Source organism: Phocaeicola faecalis (genome assembly GCF_021730445.1).
Lineage (GTDB): Bacteria > Bacteroidota > Bacteroidia > Bacteroidales > Bacteroidaceae > Phocaeicola > Phocaeicola faecalis.
Map to the genome: position 1 here is coordinate 516,212 of NZ_JADNRM010000001.1, position 16,841 is coordinate 533,052.

At 45.0% G+C, this 16,841-nt stretch carries 16 protein-coding genes; 9 read left to right on the plus strand and 7 right to left on the minus strand.

From position 1 onward, the window contains the following. Window position 1 precedes the first annotated feature (1 nt). From IR173_RS02210 to IR173_RS02245, 8 genes are read left to right on the plus strand one after another with little or no spacing between them, the layout of a single operon-like run. On the plus strand, window positions 2–2,149 hold the full coding sequence (locus tag IR173_RS02210) for a GumC family protein (protein ID WP_237038051.1): 2,148 nt from the start codon (window positions 2–4) through the stop codon (window positions 2,147–2,149). Then, on the plus strand, window positions 2,146–3,609 hold the full coding sequence (locus tag IR173_RS02215; RefSeq protein ID WP_237038052.1) for an O-antigen ligase family protein: 1,464 nt from the start codon (window positions 2,146–2,148) through the stop codon (window positions 3,607–3,609). The genes IR173_RS02210 and IR173_RS02215 overlap by 4 nt, the downstream gene beginning before the upstream one ends. Then, complete coding sequence (locus IR173_RS02220; RefSeq protein WP_237038053.1) at window positions 3,590–4,495, plus strand: glycosyltransferase family 2 protein; 906 nt, start codon at window positions 3,590–3,592, stop codon at window positions 4,493–4,495. Before IR173_RS02215 ends, IR173_RS02220 begins: the two co-directional genes overlap by 20 nt. Then, window positions 4,492–5,619, plus strand: coding sequence for a glycosyltransferase family 2 protein (locus IR173_RS02225; protein WP_237038054.1), 1,128 nt, complete (start codon window positions 4,492–4,494; stop codon window positions 5,617–5,619). The genes IR173_RS02220 and IR173_RS02225 overlap by 4 nt, the downstream gene beginning before the upstream one ends. A gap of 6 nt (window positions 5,620–5,625) precedes the next feature. Further along, window positions 5,626–6,789: a glycosyltransferase gene (locus tag IR173_RS02230; protein ID WP_237038055.1), complete on the plus strand. Its 1,164-nt coding sequence runs from the start codon at window positions 5,626–5,628 to the stop codon at window positions 6,787–6,789. Between the two features lie 2 nt (window positions 6,790–6,791). Then, on the plus strand, window positions 6,792–7,406 hold the full coding sequence (locus IR173_RS02235) for an acyltransferase (protein WP_237038056.1): 615 nt from the start codon (window positions 6,792–6,794) through the stop codon (window positions 7,404–7,406). 6 nt (window positions 7,407–7,412) lie between these two features. Next, complete coding sequence (locus tag IR173_RS02240; protein ID WP_237038057.1) at window positions 7,413–8,237, plus strand: DUF4422 domain-containing protein; 825 nt, start codon at window positions 7,413–7,415, stop codon at window positions 8,235–8,237. A 3-nt stretch (window positions 8,238–8,240) separates the two neighbouring features. Continuing rightward, on the plus strand, window positions 8,241–9,206 hold the full coding sequence (locus IR173_RS02245; protein ID WP_237038058.1) for a glycosyltransferase family 2 protein: 966 nt from the start codon (window positions 8,241–8,243) through the stop codon (window positions 9,204–9,206). On the opposite strand, the gene IR173_RS02250 is transcribed toward IR173_RS02245, so the two are convergent. The 6 genes from IR173_RS02250 to IR173_RS02275 are packed head-to-tail and all read right to left on the minus strand — an operon-like array spanning window position 9,188 to window position 15,056. Beyond that, window positions 9,188–9,991 (minus strand): glycosyltransferase family 2 protein, encoded by an 804-nt coding sequence (locus IR173_RS02250; RefSeq protein WP_237038059.1) that lies wholly within the window; start codon window positions 9,989–9,991, stop codon window positions 9,188–9,190. The two genes, IR173_RS02245 and IR173_RS02250, sit on opposite strands and share 19 nt — an antisense overlap. Next, window positions 9,988–10,821 (minus strand): hypothetical protein, encoded by an 834-nt coding sequence (locus IR173_RS02255; protein ID WP_237038060.1) that lies wholly within the window; start codon window positions 10,819–10,821, stop codon window positions 9,988–9,990. Before IR173_RS02255 ends, IR173_RS02250 begins: the two co-directional genes overlap by 4 nt. 4 nt (window positions 10,822–10,825) lie before the next feature. Then, window positions 10,826–12,103, minus strand: coding sequence for an ABC transporter ATP-binding protein (locus IR173_RS02260; protein WP_237038061.1), 1,278 nt, complete (start codon window positions 12,101–12,103; stop codon window positions 10,826–10,828). An 11-nt stretch (window positions 12,104–12,114) separates the two neighbouring features. Further along, the gene (locus IR173_RS02265; RefSeq protein WP_394800631.1) at window positions 12,115–13,008 is read right to left on the minus strand and encodes an ABC transporter permease; all 894 of its coding nucleotides are present in this window, start codon (window positions 13,006–13,008) and stop codon (window positions 12,115–12,117) included. Then, a complete protein-coding gene (locus IR173_RS02270; RefSeq protein ID WP_237038062.1) occupies window positions 12,984–14,153 on the minus strand; it encodes a glycosyltransferase in 1,170 nt (389 codons plus the stop codon). The genes IR173_RS02265 and IR173_RS02270 overlap by 25 nt, the downstream gene beginning before the upstream one ends. Window positions 14,154–14,168: 15 nt before the next feature. Beyond that, the gene (locus tag IR173_RS02275; protein WP_237038063.1) at window positions 14,169–15,056 is read right to left on the minus strand and encodes a DUF4422 domain-containing protein; all 888 of its coding nucleotides are present in this window, start codon (window positions 15,054–15,056) and stop codon (window positions 14,169–14,171) included. Window positions 15,057–15,188: 132 nt separating this feature from the next. Between IR173_RS02275 and IR173_RS02280 the strand changes: the two genes are divergently transcribed. Then, window positions 15,189–16,151, plus strand: a complete 963-nt coding sequence (locus IR173_RS02280; protein WP_237038064.1) for an acyltransferase family protein — start codon at window positions 15,189–15,191, stop codon at window positions 16,149–16,151. A 293-nt stretch (window positions 16,152–16,444) separates the two neighbouring features. Here IR173_RS02280 and IR173_RS02285 read toward each other — a convergent pair whose 3' ends face one another. Beyond that, entirely contained in the window at window positions 16,445–16,825 is a 381-nt protein-coding gene (locus tag IR173_RS02285) for an HU family DNA-binding protein (RefSeq protein WP_237038065.1), read from the minus strand. Window positions 16,826–16,841: the final 16 nt, after the last annotated feature.

The window sequence follows — 16,841 nt, forward strand, 5'->3', positions numbered from 1 at the left end:
TATGGAATTATTCAAATATATAGTAAGATTTTTCTATCGCATCCGCTGGTGGATGGTTATCTTTCCATGTATTGCCGGTGTCATAGCATGGTTTATGACCCGAGACCTTGAAAAGACATACGATGTAAAAACAACTATTTTTACAGGTATTATTTCAGGATACAATGTAGATGCCACCGACTCCCGAAATGCGGGAGTGCATCTGAGCAATCTGATGAACATCATCACGACCGAACGTACCTTGAAGATTGTCTCTCTCAAGTTGCTTGCCCGTTGCCTGGTGTATGGAGATGCCGAGAAGAATACAAGCTACATTTCGGCAGAGCACTATCAGCAGTTGGTGGGTGGTGTGCCCAGAGAGATGAAAGCACTCATCGACAAGCAGAATGAGGAAAAGACGTACAATAATCTGGTTGCCTTTGAGAGACCGTCTGTTAATAATTTTATTTACAGGCTGCTCAATTATACGCATCCATACTTTAGTATACCGCTCCTTTCTCAGAATATCAAAGTGGCCAGACTGGGCAACAGTGACATGATAGAAATAGCGTATAGTTCCAATGACCCCGGAATTGCTTACAACACACTTGATATATTGAATGAAGAATTTGTCAAACAATATCATGAGCTGCGATACGGTGAGACGGATAATGTCATCAAGTTTTTTCAAGAAGAGCTAGCCCGACTGGGCAAAATGCTGACCTCTGCCGAAGATTCGTTGATAGAATACAACATTGAGCACCGTATCATCAACTACGGCGAGCAAACCAAACAAGTGGCGGGGATGGATGCCAGTTATCAGATGATGGACAATGACTTGCTCATCACTTACTCCACCAGTAAAGCGTTAATTGATTTTTATGAATATAAATTGGGAGACATCGCCAAAGCAATCCGCACCAACAACCAGTTCTTAAACAAGCTGCAACAAATATCACAATTAAATACAAAAATATCTACCATGGAGATTACTCCCGACCAGAAAAACCAACAAGTGCTGGAGAATGAGAAGGGAGTGCTCAGTGATGCGGAGAAAAGTATTAGTGACATTGCCATGCAGTTGAGTGCCGAATCAGCTTCGACCAACAACGTGCCCTACGAAACCTTGATAAGCCAGTGGCTGGAGCAGGTCGTATTGATGGAAAAGACAAAAGCGCAGATGGATACCCGCGATATCATGAGAGAGAAGATAGACCGGGACTTCTTGTACTTCTCTCCTATCGGCGCCACACTCGGACGTAAAGAGCGACACATCGGTTTCGTAGAAAGTAATTATATGTCAACAATGGGGGCATTGAATGCCGCCATCTTGCGACAAAAGAATCTGGAGATGACTTCGGCCTCCCTCAAAATCATGAATCCGCCGTTGTTCCCTCTTACTTCCTCCCCCACCAATGCACGGATGATTATACTTTCATCCATATTGGGTACCTTATTGTTTATTATCGGCTATTTCCTAATCATCGAAATCTTAGACCGCACCCTCAGAGACAAGATACGCACACAACGCATCACCGGAGGTACCGTCATCGGAGCGTATCCCAAAGACAGTGCCCTGCGATACAGAAGGTATAATAAGGCAATAGACGAAATGGCCATCAAGCAGTTGAGTACCAGCCTGCTGCCTCTTTTAAGTGTAAACAAACAGCGAATCATCAACTTGCTGAGTACGGAGGAGAAAGACGGCAAGACGCACATAGCACTGGCTTTGGAACAATATTGGACAAGCATCGGACTGGATGTGAGACGCATCACGTATGACGAAGATTTCTTAAGCGAAGACAGCCAGTACGTTCAGGCCAACAGCATAAAAGACTTGTGCCCCGACCTCGGGAAAGACGAAATTCTTTTAATAGAATATCCGGTGCTAAAGGGTAATCCGATTCCTCCCACGCTACTGAATGAGGCTTCTGTCAACCTGATGGTCGTACGTGCCAACAGAACATGGAAAGACATTGACCAACTGATGTACAAGCGTTTATTGCAGGCTAAGGACGAGCAGGTGCCCTTGTTCTTCTACTTGACGCAGGCCGGAAGAAACACGGTTGAAGAATTCACCGGACAGCTTCCTCCATATACGAGGTTTAAGAATATAGAATACAGACTCTTCCAACTGGGCTTGACCGCTGTGGAGTATAACAAAAAATGATAGTTAAGGAATATAACATCTTTGAAAAAGGAATCAATGCAATTGTCGCGATTGTCGGATTATTGCTTTGCATCTGGACCGCCACTACCATGAAAGCGACAGTGGCGACCGCAATCGGTCTGATTCCTTTCCTGCTCACTTTCATTTTTATCTGCATCAACCGGCCGGCCATTATTCTATGTATCACCTTTATCATCAATTATATTATAATGGGAGTCAACCGGTATTATCCGATTCCGATTCCCATCACCAATATCTTCGATTTGCTGTTCGGCATCATGCTGACACTCATCGTACTCAAGCAAGTATATACGGATGACGACAACAGAAAGAACGCAATGAATGCGTACACATTCATCTTGTCAGGATGGCTGTTATACTGCATCATCAATGTAGGAAACGGCATCACCGGAGAGCTATACCCCGAGGCATGGCTCAGAATACTGAGACCTTGGGCCATATACCCGTTGCTCACCTGCATCATTCTATCCATACATTGCAACCGCTATGCCTTTCTGCATTATTTCCTGATTCTATGGGGAATATTCACCTTGCTGGCTGCCGCAAAAGGGTATTGGCAAAAGAATAAAGGATTTGACAGTACCGAACTGGCATGGCTGTGGGCATACGGCGCACGCACCCACTTCATACATTCGGGCATCCGCTATTTCTCGTTTTTCACAGATGCCGCCATCTTCGGAGCCACGATGGGACTGTCGTGCACCACCTTTTTCTTGTCAGCGCTATATTCCAAAAACCGATACCTCAAGCTATTCTATTTTGTAGTCAGCATGGCAGGATTCTATGGTCTGCTCATTGCCGGAACACGAGCCGCCATTGCCATACCGATAGCAGGACTGGGTGTTTTTCTCTTCCTATCAAAGAACTGGAAAATCGGTGTATTGTCATTCTTTTTGCTTGTCGGCGGAGTGGGAATGTTGAAATACACAAAGATTGGAGAAGACAACCGGTTGATACGCCGTATGCGCACCGTCTTCGACTCGAATGACCAGTCGCTGCTCGTACGTTTTGAGAATCAGAAAGCACTCAAAGCCTATATGTCGGAGATGCCTTTCGGCATAGGAATGGGCGTGCAAAACGGAGTCATTTCCCCCCAAAACAAATACTATTTCGTCTCCATCTGTCCTGCCGACTCAAGCCTTGTAGACGTATGGATACAGATGGGCGTAGTGGGATTAACCGTCTTTCTGGGCATGCACGCCGCATTATTCATACTGGGAGCATACATCATACTGTTCCGAATCAGCAATCCCGAAATAAGAGGACCGCTGACAGGTATGTTATGCGGATGTGCAGGCATGCTTGTCGCCTCGTATGCCAACATGGTTTATTTTCAGTTTCCTAACGGAATCCTGATATATTCTTGTTTTACGTTTATCTTTCTAGGCCCGCATTTAGACAGATTATATACCAAAGAACATGAACAGCGCACAACCTGACATATCAGTTATAACTGTCAATTACAACGGTTATCATGACACTTGTGAATTCATTGATTCATGGGTGAACACCGTCACGTCTGTCTGTTATGAAATCATTGTCGTAGACAATGGCTCAACCGCCAACGAAGGGCTCCTTCTGCAACAGAAATACCCTTCCGTCCATGTCATACGAAGCGAACAAAATCTGGGCTTTGCAGGCGGCAATAATCTGGGTATAAGAAGTGCCCAAGGAAACTATCTTTTCTTATTGAACAATGACACCCTTATTGTAAAAGATACTGTAGACCTGTTAATCAAACGCCTGCGCTCGTCAGAAGATATTGCGGGTGTTTCCCCGTTAATACTTAATTACACAGAGCCACACACCATCCAGTTTGCAGGATACACCCCCCTATCCTCCATCACCCTCCGAAACCGTACGACAGGCAGAGGAAGCCGGGACAAAAGCCGCTATCCGGCCAAGAGGACACCCTACCTGCATGGTGCTGCCATGCTTCTCAAAAAGCAGGTTATAGACCAGATAGGGGGTATGCCGGAAGAGTACTTCTTGTATTATGAGGAATTGGACTGGTGCACCCGCATCACTGCAGAAGGATATGAGCTTTGGTACGATCCGGCCTTTGAAATATGGCACAAAGACGGCAGTTCCAGCGGAAAAGGCAGCCCCCTGCAATGTTATTATTTGAGCAGAAACAGATTATTATACGCTCAGCGCAATCTCTCCGGTTGGAGGCGGTGCCTTGCCTTGCTCTACCAACTGACCATTGTATGTCCCAAAAACATCGTCACGGCATGGAGCAAAGGGCAAACAGAAGCAGCCAAAGCACACCGGGAAGGGACAAAAGCATTTTTCAAACTTAGAAATAAAGACAAACAGCTATGATATTTATTGGATATTTAGATTTAGTATTATTCGCATTATGCGCCTTCACTGTTGTCTATATGCTGATATACGCCATAGCAGCAACAGTCAGACGTACAGACAAATATTCCGAATCGAGGATAAAACATCGGTTCGCCATCCTCATCCCTGCCTACAAGGATGACGAATACGTCTTTTATGCCATCCGGTCTTTTCTACAGCAAGACTACCCCATCGACTGTTTTGACATCATCGTCATTTCCGACCACTTGAAGTCGGAAACCAACCAACAATTGGCCCAACTGCCTATCATATTATTAAAAGCCAACTTTAAGAAAAGCTCCAAGACCAAATCCATCAAAGCAGCCCTGTCACAACTCGCAGACGGCCAATACGACATTGCCCTGCTGATGAATGCCGACAATGTGGTGGAGAAAAACTTCCTGAACGAAATAAACAATACGTATGCAAGCGGTTCCAATGCCATCCAAAGTCACCGGATACGCAAAGACAGGCCCAACAATGTCATTGTCCTAGACGCCGTGACAGATGAAATCAACAACTCCATCCTGCGGGCCGGCCATGTCAGCTTCGGGCTATCCGCCTCACTCAACGGATCGGGCACAGCCATCGACTTCAACTGGCTCAAAGAAAACATCAGGAAACTGAGCGACGATGAGGATGAAAAGACCATTGAATCATTGCTGCTGAGGGAACGAATCTATGTGGAATACCTGAACCAGACCCACGTATATGCCCTCAAAGACGGTGGAAAGAAACGGTTCTACGCCCAACGCAACAGTTGGATAAAAGCACAATACTATTCCCTGTTTACCAACATCGGCAACCTGCCCCATGCCATTTTCAGCGGGAATTTCGACTATGCCGACCGCATCCTGCAATGGCTCATTTTCCCGCGCACCATCTTGCTGGGACTCATCCTGCTCTTTGGCACCATAATGATATTTTTTGACTGGGCAGCCTGTGTCAAATGGTGGATATTGCTCTTCTGCCTCTTATTCACAATGGCTCTGGCAATCCCCAACTACCTGGTAGACGACAAGTTCAACAAAGCGATGAAAGCCATTCCGGTCATGGCTGCAGGGATGGCCGTCAACTTCCTTTTCGGGAAAAAGAAAAAGTAAATTAATATGCTGTCGGGAACGATACATATCATTGAATTTGTACTATATATCTACTTCGCCGTCTGTGTGGGATATATAGTTATCTTCGCTGTTGCATCTTGTTTCTTCAAGCCACAACAATACCCCGAAAGCCATGAATTCAAACGCTTTGCCATACTCATACCCGCCTATAAGGAAGACAATGTAATCCTTGACTGCATCCATTCCGTATTACAGCAAACGTATCCTGAAGAGCACTATGACGTCATTGTCATCTCCGACAGAATGAGCGACACCACCAACCGTCTGCTGAGTGACGAACCACGTATCACCTTACTGAAAATACAAGAACCGGAAAGTTCCAAAGCCAAAGCTTTGCGTCTGGCAACAGCACACATCTCCCGCCTCCAATATGATTATGTCATTATATTAGATGCCGACAACCTCATATCCACCGGTTATTTATATGAACTAAACAAAGCAGTATTCCAAGGTGCAAAAGCGATACAGACACACCGAAAAGCCAAAAACCTGAACTCGGATACAGCCATACTGGATGCAGTCATAGAAGAAATGAACAATGCCATATTCAGAAAAGGACACATCCGACTAGGATTCTCCTCAGCACTCATCGGCTCGGGAATGGCCTTTGACTTCCAATGGTTTAAGCAAAATATCATACATACACACACCGCCGGAGAGGACAAAGAATTAGAAGAACTGTTACTCGGCCAAGGCATCCACATAGCATATGCCGATGCGATAGAAACGCTGGACGAAAAGGTACAAAAAGCAGACACCATGCGCCACCAGCGCCGCCGCTGGATAGCCACCCAACTATTCCTTGCCCTCAAAATGGGAAGCAACCTGCCTTCAGCCCTCCTGCATGGGAACCGGGATTATCTATTAAAAACAATTCAGACATTTATCCTTCCGCGCAGCATCCTCATGGCAGTACTGGGCGTCATTTCGCTCATTTATTGTACCGTCTCCCCACTTTCGTCTGTAAAATGGTGGATTTTGTTTATATTGCTGACCCTATCACTATACATCGCCATCCCTCCCGACATGAGACATAAATATGCAAGCAAAATCATAAGGCAAGTTCCTTATTTTGCAATCATAATGACACTTAATTTGTTTCATTTAAAAGGAATGGCAAATAAATTTACCCATACACAACATGGATAGCTATGAATCTAAAGAATTATCTACATAGAAATCCCAAGTTAAAGAAACGGATTCACCGATTCATCATGCATCCGGTGAAAACACGTCCCTATTGGTGGGTACGGATACTGCAACCATTCTATATCAAAAAAGGAAAAGGAGCAGTCATCTATCGCAGCGTCCGGAAAGACCTGCCCCCCTTCCACCAATTCCGGTTAGGCCAATATTCTGTCATTGAAGATTACTCCTGCCTGAACAATGCCGTAGGAGATATCATTATCGGCGATTATTGCCGAATCGGACTGAGCAACACGGTTATCGGCCCCATCCAAATAGACAACGGAGTCAATATTTCTCAAAATGTAGTCCTCATCGGCTTGAACCATAACTATCGCGACATCACCAAAGGTATCATCGAACAAGGCATCACCACCTCCCCCATCCATATCGGAGAGCATACCATTATCGGGGCCAACGTGATTGTACTGCCCGGTGTAAACATTGGGAAACACTGCTTTATCGGTGCCGGCTGTGTGGTGACTAAAGACATTCCTGATTACTGCGTCACGGTGGGCAACCCGGCACGTATCATCAAGCGGTTTAATCCACAAACACAAATGTGGGAAAAAGTCAACTGAACAACTATGGAAAAAGAAATTAAAATATTAGTCTGTGCACACCGGGAAGCAGCCCTCCCGCCCCATAAATACTTCTACCCCATCCAGGTAGGAGCCGCCCTCACCAACACCCGGTTCTACCATGCGCAAGACAATACCGGTGACAACATTTCTGACAAGAATCCCCATTTTTGTGAGTTGACAGCACATTACTGGGCTTGGAAAAACATAAGATGCGACATCATCGGACTGAACCATTACAGGCGTTTCTTTGATTTCTACCGACCGTTCGCCTCCTTTTCGCCCGACAGAAGTTTTGTAGACCGTGACACATTTCTGAAAAAGAAATATTGCTTTCCCGATGTAGAGAAGTTATTGAATGATTATGACATCATACTCCCGTCCAAACGTCATTATCCTTACAATGTGGGCACGCAGTATGCCGTTTTCCACATTGTAAACGACCTCCATATATTAAAAGAAGTGATTCATGATATCAGCCCCGAATACTCCACCGCCTTCGACACACTGATGTATCACAGCAATGCCTATTCCGGTTATAATATGTTCATCACCCGATGGAAACATTTTGACGGATACTCCGAATGGCTATTCAAGGTTTTATTCGAACTGGAAAAACGTATAAAGCTCTCCGGTTACCCCGACCAAGCCCGGCTGTTCGGCTATTTATCCGAACGGCTCATCAACATATATTGCATCCGAAACCGGTTGAAGGTGAAGTACATTCCTGTCATCATGCCCCTGAATGAAGCATTCCGAAATCCCGGCAACCTCCGTTACACCCTGCGCCGCTTAAAAAACGACTTGATATATAAACTTACAAAACTATAAAGTATGCCACTCGTATCCGTCATCATCCCAATCTATAACACCGAACGATTCCTGCCCAAATGCATAGAAAGCGTTCTGGCACAAACCTTGTCGGACATCGAGATAATCCTGATTGACGATGGAAGTACAGACAACAGCGGGAAGATATGCGACAGCTATGCCTGTAAAGACAAAAGAATACATGTGACACACACTCCCAATCACGGAGTCAGTCATGCACGGAATAAAGGAATAGAACTGAGCCAAGGAAAGTACATCCATTTCACCGACAGTGACGACCGGATGGAGCCCGAAATGTTATCGGAACTCTATCGTCTCATCCTCCGATATAATGCAAATATGTCTACATGCGGTTACTTGATTGAAGACGAAAACGAAAATATCATTTACCAAATAAAAGAAAAGCAGACCTACGTCATGAATAAGCGGGAAGGCATATCTTCTTTATTTCATGACTCTTATTACAGATATAAAGGCAATTTATGGGACAAGCTATACGATAAAAAGATTATTGACAAGCATCAACTGACATTCAACGAAAACATAGACTACAATGAAGACCGGCTCTTCATCTTCCAATACATGATGCACTGCACATCAATAGCCTGCACCACCCTTCCCTATTATCACTATATCATCAGAAATGCAAGTGCCATGCACACATTCGGAAATTCATATCGCGCCAACATGTGTACATTTATGGATGCTTTTGATATTATGGCCACCCTCTCCGCCTCCTTTCCCGAGTCTGTCGGGCGAGCCTTGTCACAAGATTACATCCACAGCTCGATTTCGTTCTTCAAAAAATATGCCACTCAAATGCCCATGCATGAAATACAAAACCGGATTCGCACTATCAAAAGAAACCACTATCCCTGTCTCTCCGTATGTGAGAAAATAAAGTACACACTATCCTTTGTCCGCATACTGGTTCTTAAAAAAATCCATCGTCAGCCCATCCAACGATAGCAGCGCAGCAAAAACTTCACCAGCCTATAAACCATCCGATGAAATCCGGCCGTCCTGTTCAATTCAGGAATCAATTCCAACAAAGGAGAATCTGCATATTTATATTTTTCATAATCCTTCAACACCCTTTCAGGAAAAAATGCCTCCAGCACACACTGCCTCTCCTCACCTAGCAAACCAGTCTGCGTAGTACTTAATCCCGACATATCATAATCTGAAATGATTTTATCCAGCCTGCGATAAGAAGCGTGCTGAAAAATCAACCTGTCCACAAAAAAAGACCAATCCGCAACCAATACCAAAGACTCGTCAAACCCTCCCTTTTCAAACAGCATCCTCCTGATAAAAGCAGCCTGATGAGGAGGATGATTTCTAAACAAATCCATCATAGACAAATCATCACAGGGAGGCACTTTAAGCCTTCCGGTCCCCCCACACACCACCGTTCCAATAGCAATATCCACATCAAGCTTCTGCGCCGCCACCCATTCCAAAACAGAAGAGTCGTGAAAACAGTCTCCCGAGTTCATAAACACCAGATATTCGCCATGAGCCTGTGCAATCCCTTTGTTCATCGCATGATAGATACCCTTGTCGGACTCGGACACCCAATAACCCAGCCGCGCAGCACACTGTTCAATCACCTCTGCACTGCCATCCGTAGAACCACCGTCAATAATAATGTATTCGTAATCTCCAAAAGACTGACCAAACACACTCTTCATCGTCTTCTGCAGACCAACTTTATTATTATAATTTATCGTTATAATGGTAAATTTATTCATTGCTTTATCCAATCAAAAAAACGAAGCACAGTGCCAACTGCCATGCCAGCCATGCCCAACACCAAACGTACTCCCACCGACGGCTTATTGCAGGGATGACACCCATTGTATTCCGTCATACAGTCCAACATCCTCTTGAAATAAGCCAACTTCAAACTTGTATAATTTCCTTCCCAATACTCCCTACCATTGGTGCCTGATATTCCACGCCACAAAGGACGTATTAAGAAAGGATAAAAGACAAAATCTTTTTGTTCATCAATGCTCGTAAAAAGAATATGCTCAAAGTTACACCCCCTGCTGTCGTCTATCCCCTCCTTACGCGCCAAAAACGAATGCTGCAAGAAATCTTTACCGGTAATAAACATTCTGCTGTCCGAATACCTCTCCCTCCTATCCATCTCACTCTGAATATCACAGCGAGGAAGGATATACCGATGAAACCCTATCATGCTATTTACATTCAATAATTTTAACCGTCCTGTTATCTTCACCAAAAAATCACACTGACGGACAAACAAAGAATGCTCTAATGCATACTCCAAGATGAGTGCCTCTCCATATCCTTTTCCTTTTTTCCTGTCGAACTCCTCATTTCCTTGAAATGTAAGAAATTCCAAACGTCCACAATCTACAAACTTCCGAAAATCCCCACTGATATCAGTCCCCGAATTCTCAACAAAAACAATCGGATAATCCGTCTGTAAAAGATAAAACTCCAGTGCGTCCTCATACTGCCTCCTCCGTATATCCACATCCGTCAGAGAAGTATGAATCATCTTCCCCGGATTGATACAGGCAGTGAGCACAATGACATATTTATTTCCCATACCGCTATTCTTCCACTTTTCGCAAATAGTCCAGCCAATCCTCTCTGAACAGCGAACTCTTGATATTAAGATGTTCGCAAAAACGATTTCCGAAGAAAGAAGTACCGGGAAGAACGGTAAAGTACAAATTAGACTTCTCTGTGGTATAGCGTTTTACATTCCGCTCAGCAATATCAAAAGCGATATGATAACTTCCATCAGACAATGTATAAGGAAGAATGACAAACTTAAGTTCATAAATACCGGGAGAAAGCGTCGTCATAATCCGCGAATCATTATAATCCGTCCGTGCCAAAGGATAGCCCCAAGAACTGTATAAATTAAATCCAATCACCAGCGACGGTATCTGCCTGGCCACCTTCACTTTCATGTACACCCTTATTTCGGAATCGTTATAAAATATACCGTCGTGATTCGAATCCATCGAAGCAGACAACAGCTGAAGCACGTCGGGGTCACCATCCGCGCTTGTAAATACCCGCTGCACAGTAATACCTTTTTGATAAGCATTTATTACCTCACCTATGCTATCCGACATCGCAACACTGCCATTCTCCAGCAAAATACCTTTACGACACAACTGCTGCATACTTCCCATATTGTGACTCACAAACAGCACCGTTCTTCCTTCTCCTTTCGCCACATCCTGCATCTTGCCGATTGCTTTGCGTTGAAACTCCGCATCGCCCACCGCCAAGACCTCATCCACCACCAGAATCTCCGGTTCCAAATGAGCGGCCACGGCAAAGCCCAGTCTCACCGTCATCCCCGAAGAATAACGCTTGACCGGCGTATCAATATATTTCTCCACACCGGCAAAGTCGACAATTTCACTCAGCTTACGGGTGATTTCGTGCCTCGTCATGCCCATAATGGCACCATTCATGTAAACATTCTCGCGTCCAGTCAGGTCGGGATGAAAGCCTGTGCCCACCTCCAACAACGAAGCGATACGCCCCCTCACCCTAACGCATCCCATCGTGGGAGAAGTGACACGAGACAATATTTTCAGCAAAGTAGACTTGCCCGCCCCATTCTTGCCAATGATGCCCAACACCTCTCCCTGCTCCACCTTAAAGTCAATATCTTTCAAAGCCCACACAAAGTTTCCCATCGCTTTCCGCGAACGGTCATTCACTTCGCCGATACGCAAATAAGGGTCTTCCTTTCCGCGTATCCGTGCCCACCAGCGATTCAGGTCACGGCTCAATGTGCCTGTACCGATAGAGCCCAGAGCGTATTGTTTACTTACATTATCAAATTCAATTGCTATATTGCCCATACTACATATTGTCAAATTACATCCATAAAACTACGTTGCACTTTATTGAAAGTGACCATTCCCCACACCATAATCAGAACCGTGAAAAGGAAACTGTATCCCAAATACCACCAACTGAAAACTCCTTCACCCAAGAATCCATATTTAAACGTTTCGATAATGGAAGTCAACGGATTAGCCACTATCAGCCACATATATTCTTCATGATTTTGCTGCATCACCGACAGGGGATAAATGACCGGAGTGGCATACATCCACAACTGCACCCCAAAAGTAACCAAGAACCTCAAATCACGGTATTTGGTGGTAAGCGAAGAAATCAGCAGACCGAAACCAAGCCCCAACCCGGCCAGCATCAGCACCAACAAAGGGAAGAGAAAAGCATACTCATTCATCGAAAAATCATATCTGTTCCACACAGCATCGTCAGACACACAATACAGACAAATGAAAAGAAACAGCATAAACTGGATACCCATTTTCACCAGACAGGACACCACGATAGACAACGGAACAATCAGCCGCGGAAAGTAAACTTTTCCGAAAACATTTTGATTGGCATTAAACGTATCCGAACAACGGTTCATGCAGTCGGAAAAATAATTCCAGCACAGCAGTCCCGCCATATAGAACAACGGCTGGGGAAGCCCATCTGTAGAGATACCGGCTATGCCGCCAAAGACGAACATAAACATCAGAACCGTGAACAACGGCTGCAACACAAACCACAGCGGACCCAATATTGTTTGTTTATAAAAAGTCACAATGTCACGATGGATATACATCACCAGCAAATCACGATAACGCCACAACTCCCGCAAGTCCAACTTGAAAAGTCCCGTTTTCGGCACAATCACCAGTGACCATTTTTCCTCTTCCATCATCTGATTATCTTTTGCTTCCATTCTTCTATGACTTTATCCATACTAAACTCGCGTGCACAATCCACAGCAGCCCTGCCCCTTTCGGCCAAATCCGCACTTGCAGCCATGTCGAACATCCGGTCTGCCAACTCCGCTATATTTCCGTTTTCAAAAAGCATCGCCGCACGGCTTTCTCCCAGCAGTTCCTCTACGACAGGCAGGTTTGAAGCAATGACCGGCAAACCGTGCGCCAGTGCCTCCATCAGCACCAACGGCATTCCCTCCCATCTCGACGCCAAAACATAAACTCCGGCGCGGAGGTAATAAGAATGTACATCATCGGTAAACGAATCTATCCTCACCCTGTCCTTCAACCCATGTTTCGCTATCAAAGAACGATACAAAGCCTCTTCGGGCCCCTCGCCCACAATAACAAGATTCCATTGCACATTCCGCTTGGCGAACAAGGCAAATGCCTCTATCAACAAATCAAAACCTTTATGATTCTTAGAGAAGCGTCCCACCGATAAAAAAGATTTATTGCCGGGCTGAGTACACTCCTTCACTTCCATGGTCAGCGGATTGTATATCACCCTCGTTTCCAGTCCCAGCTCCTTCATATATCTCTGTTGGTCCCTCCGGCTCAGGACAATAGTCCGCTCAATGTCAACCATCCGATTGCAGAAAAACGACTTCAACCGAGGAAGATACGGATGCTTCTTTTCAAAAAGCGCTTCATAAGAATTGTGCATCCAAGCCGCCGTTCGCTGCACATTCAACTCGAACCGGACAATAGCCAAATGAAGAGAACAATAAGCATGCACGCCAATCGCCACGTTATAGTTTCCGTCATTTATTTTCTCTACCAGTTCTTCCTGATAAGGCAATAAGAAAAAGCTCCGTGCATACATAGAGCAAGTCCATTCATTCTTCGGAAGTAAATATTTAAATACAAAACTGCAGCACTTCTGTCGCAAACGCCGCCAGATACTGACCGGAGCATAGGTGAGGGACACAAACCTGACCGAAGACCTATCGTAACCATACCGGTGGGTCTGTCTAATGTCATCCGTGGTCAATATCGTGACCTCATATTCCTCCGAAAGCCGCTTCGCCACTTCCGCCAGTACGCGTTGCACTCCGCCAACGCCGAAAACCGTATCACAATAAAAAAGAATTTTCTTCATCACTCATCCGTTTCATTAAATGACAATTCCCTCCGAAAGGAGGATTTCAGGATATCTCTCAGAATAAAGTTCCGTTATCCGATAAGTATTCATTTTAAACCGCACCCTGTCAACAACCTCACACACCGTTCTTTTCAATTTATTCGGATTATACCCACACCCTATTCCCAATATCCGCCGCTGATAAATGCGGAGACGGTTGTGATAGCAAAACAAGGGTAATAATATTTCTCCCATAAATCCAAAGACACGCTGCGCGTAGTGATAAGGAGACAAACGAAGGTGTTTCTCCACCTCGAACAATATGGAGAACAGCCATTCGGCATAACGGTGAAATAATTCCTTTTTCATAACAAACATATTCCGCTGGGGAATATGGTTCTTCTTATAAAACACATCCAGCACACTGTCTCTGTAATCAGGATACAGCTTCAGAATGACCTTCTCCAATATCATATAATCAATGAAACCGGAGTTAAAAATATGTTCATCCACAACAGACCTGTCCAGCACACGGGCAGTAGGCAATATGACATCATATCGAGCAAAGACACCGGCAAAATCAAGGGTAGAAGGAGTCTTTACAAAACGCTCCCACGTAATACTGTCCGACTCAATATGTTTGAAAAGATATTTCTTCGGCGAGAGGTCAAAATAACGCCGGTAATGACACAAGCCTATATAATCGGCCTCTTTCAGATTCTTCCAAGCCCAGTACAAACCGGTCAGCTCACAATAAGTCTTGTTCTTACCGCTTATATTATCCCCCGCATCATCTCCCTGACAGCCCAAATCAATGGCGGAAGCCGATTTGCCTACCTGGACAGGCATATAAATATCGTCATCTCTTACACGGCCTTCCTTATGGGTACAGACCAAGATTCTTACATTATGTTTTTCCATCCTCATTTCTTATTATTGTCGTGCGCAGCACATATACAAAGATAGTCTTTTTTTTAGAAATCCGACTATTTAAGCATGATGTTTAAAAAATATTCCTACTTTTACGCCGATATTCCCTGACACAGAAAAATAATGAAGGCAGAACAGTCGAAACAAATCCTTTCGCCGATGCGTTTCCTTGCAGTAATATTAATTACCAATTCGCACATCGGCCCCTTATACCCTCCCCAGCTACAGTTCCTATCCACCGGAGGGGCATTGGGCAACTCCTTGTTCTTTTTTTGTTCAGGATTTGCACTGTATCTGAGCAACCGCAACGCCGGGGGTGTTCCGTGGGTCATAAGGCGGTTTACCAGAATCTACCCCAGCCTATGGATATTCATGGCAGTATGTGTCCTTGGAGGGATACAGTCTTTCCGGTTGCCAGACATTTTCATCCCCACCTTCTGGTTCCTGCAAGCCATCCTGGTGTTCTATGTTCTCTTCTTTTACTCCGTCAAGTTCTTTAAGAGGCAGTTATGGAAAGTCTGTACCGTCTTTGTCCTTCCGTTGCTCGCCACTTACTTCTGTGTGCCACATCAGGGATGGATTATCGAAAATACCGAGCACAACCACTTCCTACATTGGTATTTTTATTATATCATCATGCTACTGGGAGCCATTGCCGCCCAACGACAGACAAATACGGAAATCCCCTCTTCCATCGCCCGAACGCTGTCGGCTGTACTTTTCATTGCAGCCGTCTATTACTGTTTAAAAATATATATACTTCACACAGTCCGTCCCCTCTATGACGTCCAGCTCTGCATCCCCATATTGTTGGCACTCTTCAGCATTTACACGTTCCAACTTTCTAAAAGTCTCTCCGAAAGGCTGTCCCGACCCGGATGCGGGAAAGCGGCATCGGTTGTAAACTATATCGCAAGTCTTACGCTGGATATTTACATCGTGCAATTCGTCATTATGGGATACTTCACCCGATACGCTTTTCCTTTCGGCTACTTCGGTTCCATTGTCGCAATCCTGCTGGCCGCCGGCATTCTGAATCGCATTTCGAAGTATGTGACTTCCTTCTTAAGAGCCCGCCTGTCATGATGCGCCACCCCTCCCCCCCCAAAAAAAGAAGTGTCAGAACTCCCCTTTAATCGAAGAGAGTGTCAAAATTAAGCTAAACCAAAGAAGAACTCTTAATCTGAAACTTGAGCATCCTCAAAAGCAAGAGAAAGAGCCGTATCATTACTCTAAGCAGAGATTAGATACAGCTCTTTTAAGTTTGGCAGTTACAATCTGTAACTTTTCGGAAGGGTCATTTTTGTTTTGACCCCTCTCGTAGTTTATGAAAATTTTGATACATTCCTCTTATCCATCCACCACCTTATCCACACCTTTCATTTCAGTGCCACCCTTCTGTATTCCACCCCTTTGAGCATCTGTTTCAGCCCTTTGCCCGGGCGAAACTGAATCTTGGCGGGCTTCATGTGCTTGCACGCATAAAAACAGTCGGTCGTCTCCGCACCGGTGCTGCTGCACAACACCTGAAACCGGCCCACATTGCCCAGCTCCACAATCCTGCCTTCTGCCAGCTCTTCCTCCATCGCTTCTGCAAATGCCATGGCTGACGCCAGCAGCATCGGCTCTTTCAGGCGGCAGCGCTGCGTGATGCGCTTGCACAACTCCTTCAAATCCACCACTCCCGCACTGCGCGTATTCGCGTAATAAAGACCGTCGCCATTTGCGCCTTTCTTTGACAAACTATATCTTATTGCCATCACTCGTACTCCTTCT

Bases quoted from the DNA above. Each gene is read 5' to 3' on its own strand.
- IR173_RS02225 (WP_237038054.1), top strand. From the start codon at position 4,492: ATGATATTTATTGGATATTTAGATTTAGTATTATTCGCATTATGCGCC.
- IR173_RS02235 (WP_237038056.1), top strand. From the start codon at position 6,792: ATGAATCTAAAGAATTATCTACATAGAAATCCCAAGTTAAAGAAACGG.
- IR173_RS02275 (WP_237038063.1), bottom strand. From the start codon at position 15,056: ATGGAAAAACATAATGTAAGAATCTTGGTCTGTACCCATAAGGAAGGC.
- IR173_RS02280 (WP_237038064.1), top strand. From the start codon at position 15,189: ATGAAGGCAGAACAGTCGAAACAAATCCTTTCGCCGATGCGTTTCCTT.
- IR173_RS02230 (WP_237038055.1), top strand. From the start codon at position 5,626: ATGCTGTCGGGAACGATACATATCATTGAATTTGTACTATATATCTAC.
- IR173_RS02215 (WP_237038052.1), top strand. From the start codon at position 2,146: ATGATAGTTAAGGAATATAACATCTTTGAAAAAGGAATCAATGCAATT.
- IR173_RS02270 (WP_237038062.1), bottom strand. From the start codon at position 14,153: ATGAAGAAAATTCTTTTTTATTGTGATACGGTTTTCGGCGTTGGCGGA.
- IR173_RS02250 (WP_237038059.1), bottom strand. From the start codon at position 9,991: ATGAATAAATTTACCATTATAACGATAAATTATAATAATAAAGTTGGT.
- IR173_RS02260 (WP_237038061.1), bottom strand. From the start codon at position 12,103: ATGGGCAATATAGCAATTGAATTTGATAATGTAAGTAAACAATACGCT.
- IR173_RS02210 (WP_237038051.1), top strand. From the start codon at position 2: ATGGAATTATTCAAATATATAGTAAGATTTTTCTATCGCATCCGCTGG.
- IR173_RS02265 (WP_394800631.1), bottom strand. From the start codon at position 13,008: ATGGAAGCAAAAGATAATCAGATGATGGAAGAGGAAAAATGGTCACTG.
- IR173_RS02285 (WP_237038065.1), bottom strand. From the start codon at position 16,825: ATGGCAATAAGATATAGTTTGTCAAAGAAAGGCGCAAATGGCGACGGT.
- IR173_RS02245 (WP_237038058.1), top strand. From the start codon at position 8,241: ATGCCACTCGTATCCGTCATCATCCCAATCTATAACACCGAACGATTC.
- IR173_RS02220 (WP_237038053.1), top strand. From the start codon at position 3,590: ATGAACAGCGCACAACCTGACATATCAGTTATAACTGTCAATTACAAC.
- IR173_RS02240 (WP_237038057.1), top strand. From the start codon at position 7,413: ATGGAAAAAGAAATTAAAATATTAGTCTGTGCACACCGGGAAGCAGCC.
- IR173_RS02255 (WP_237038060.1), bottom strand. From the start codon at position 10,821: ATGGGAAATAAATATGTCATTGTGCTCACTGCCTGTATCAATCCGGGG.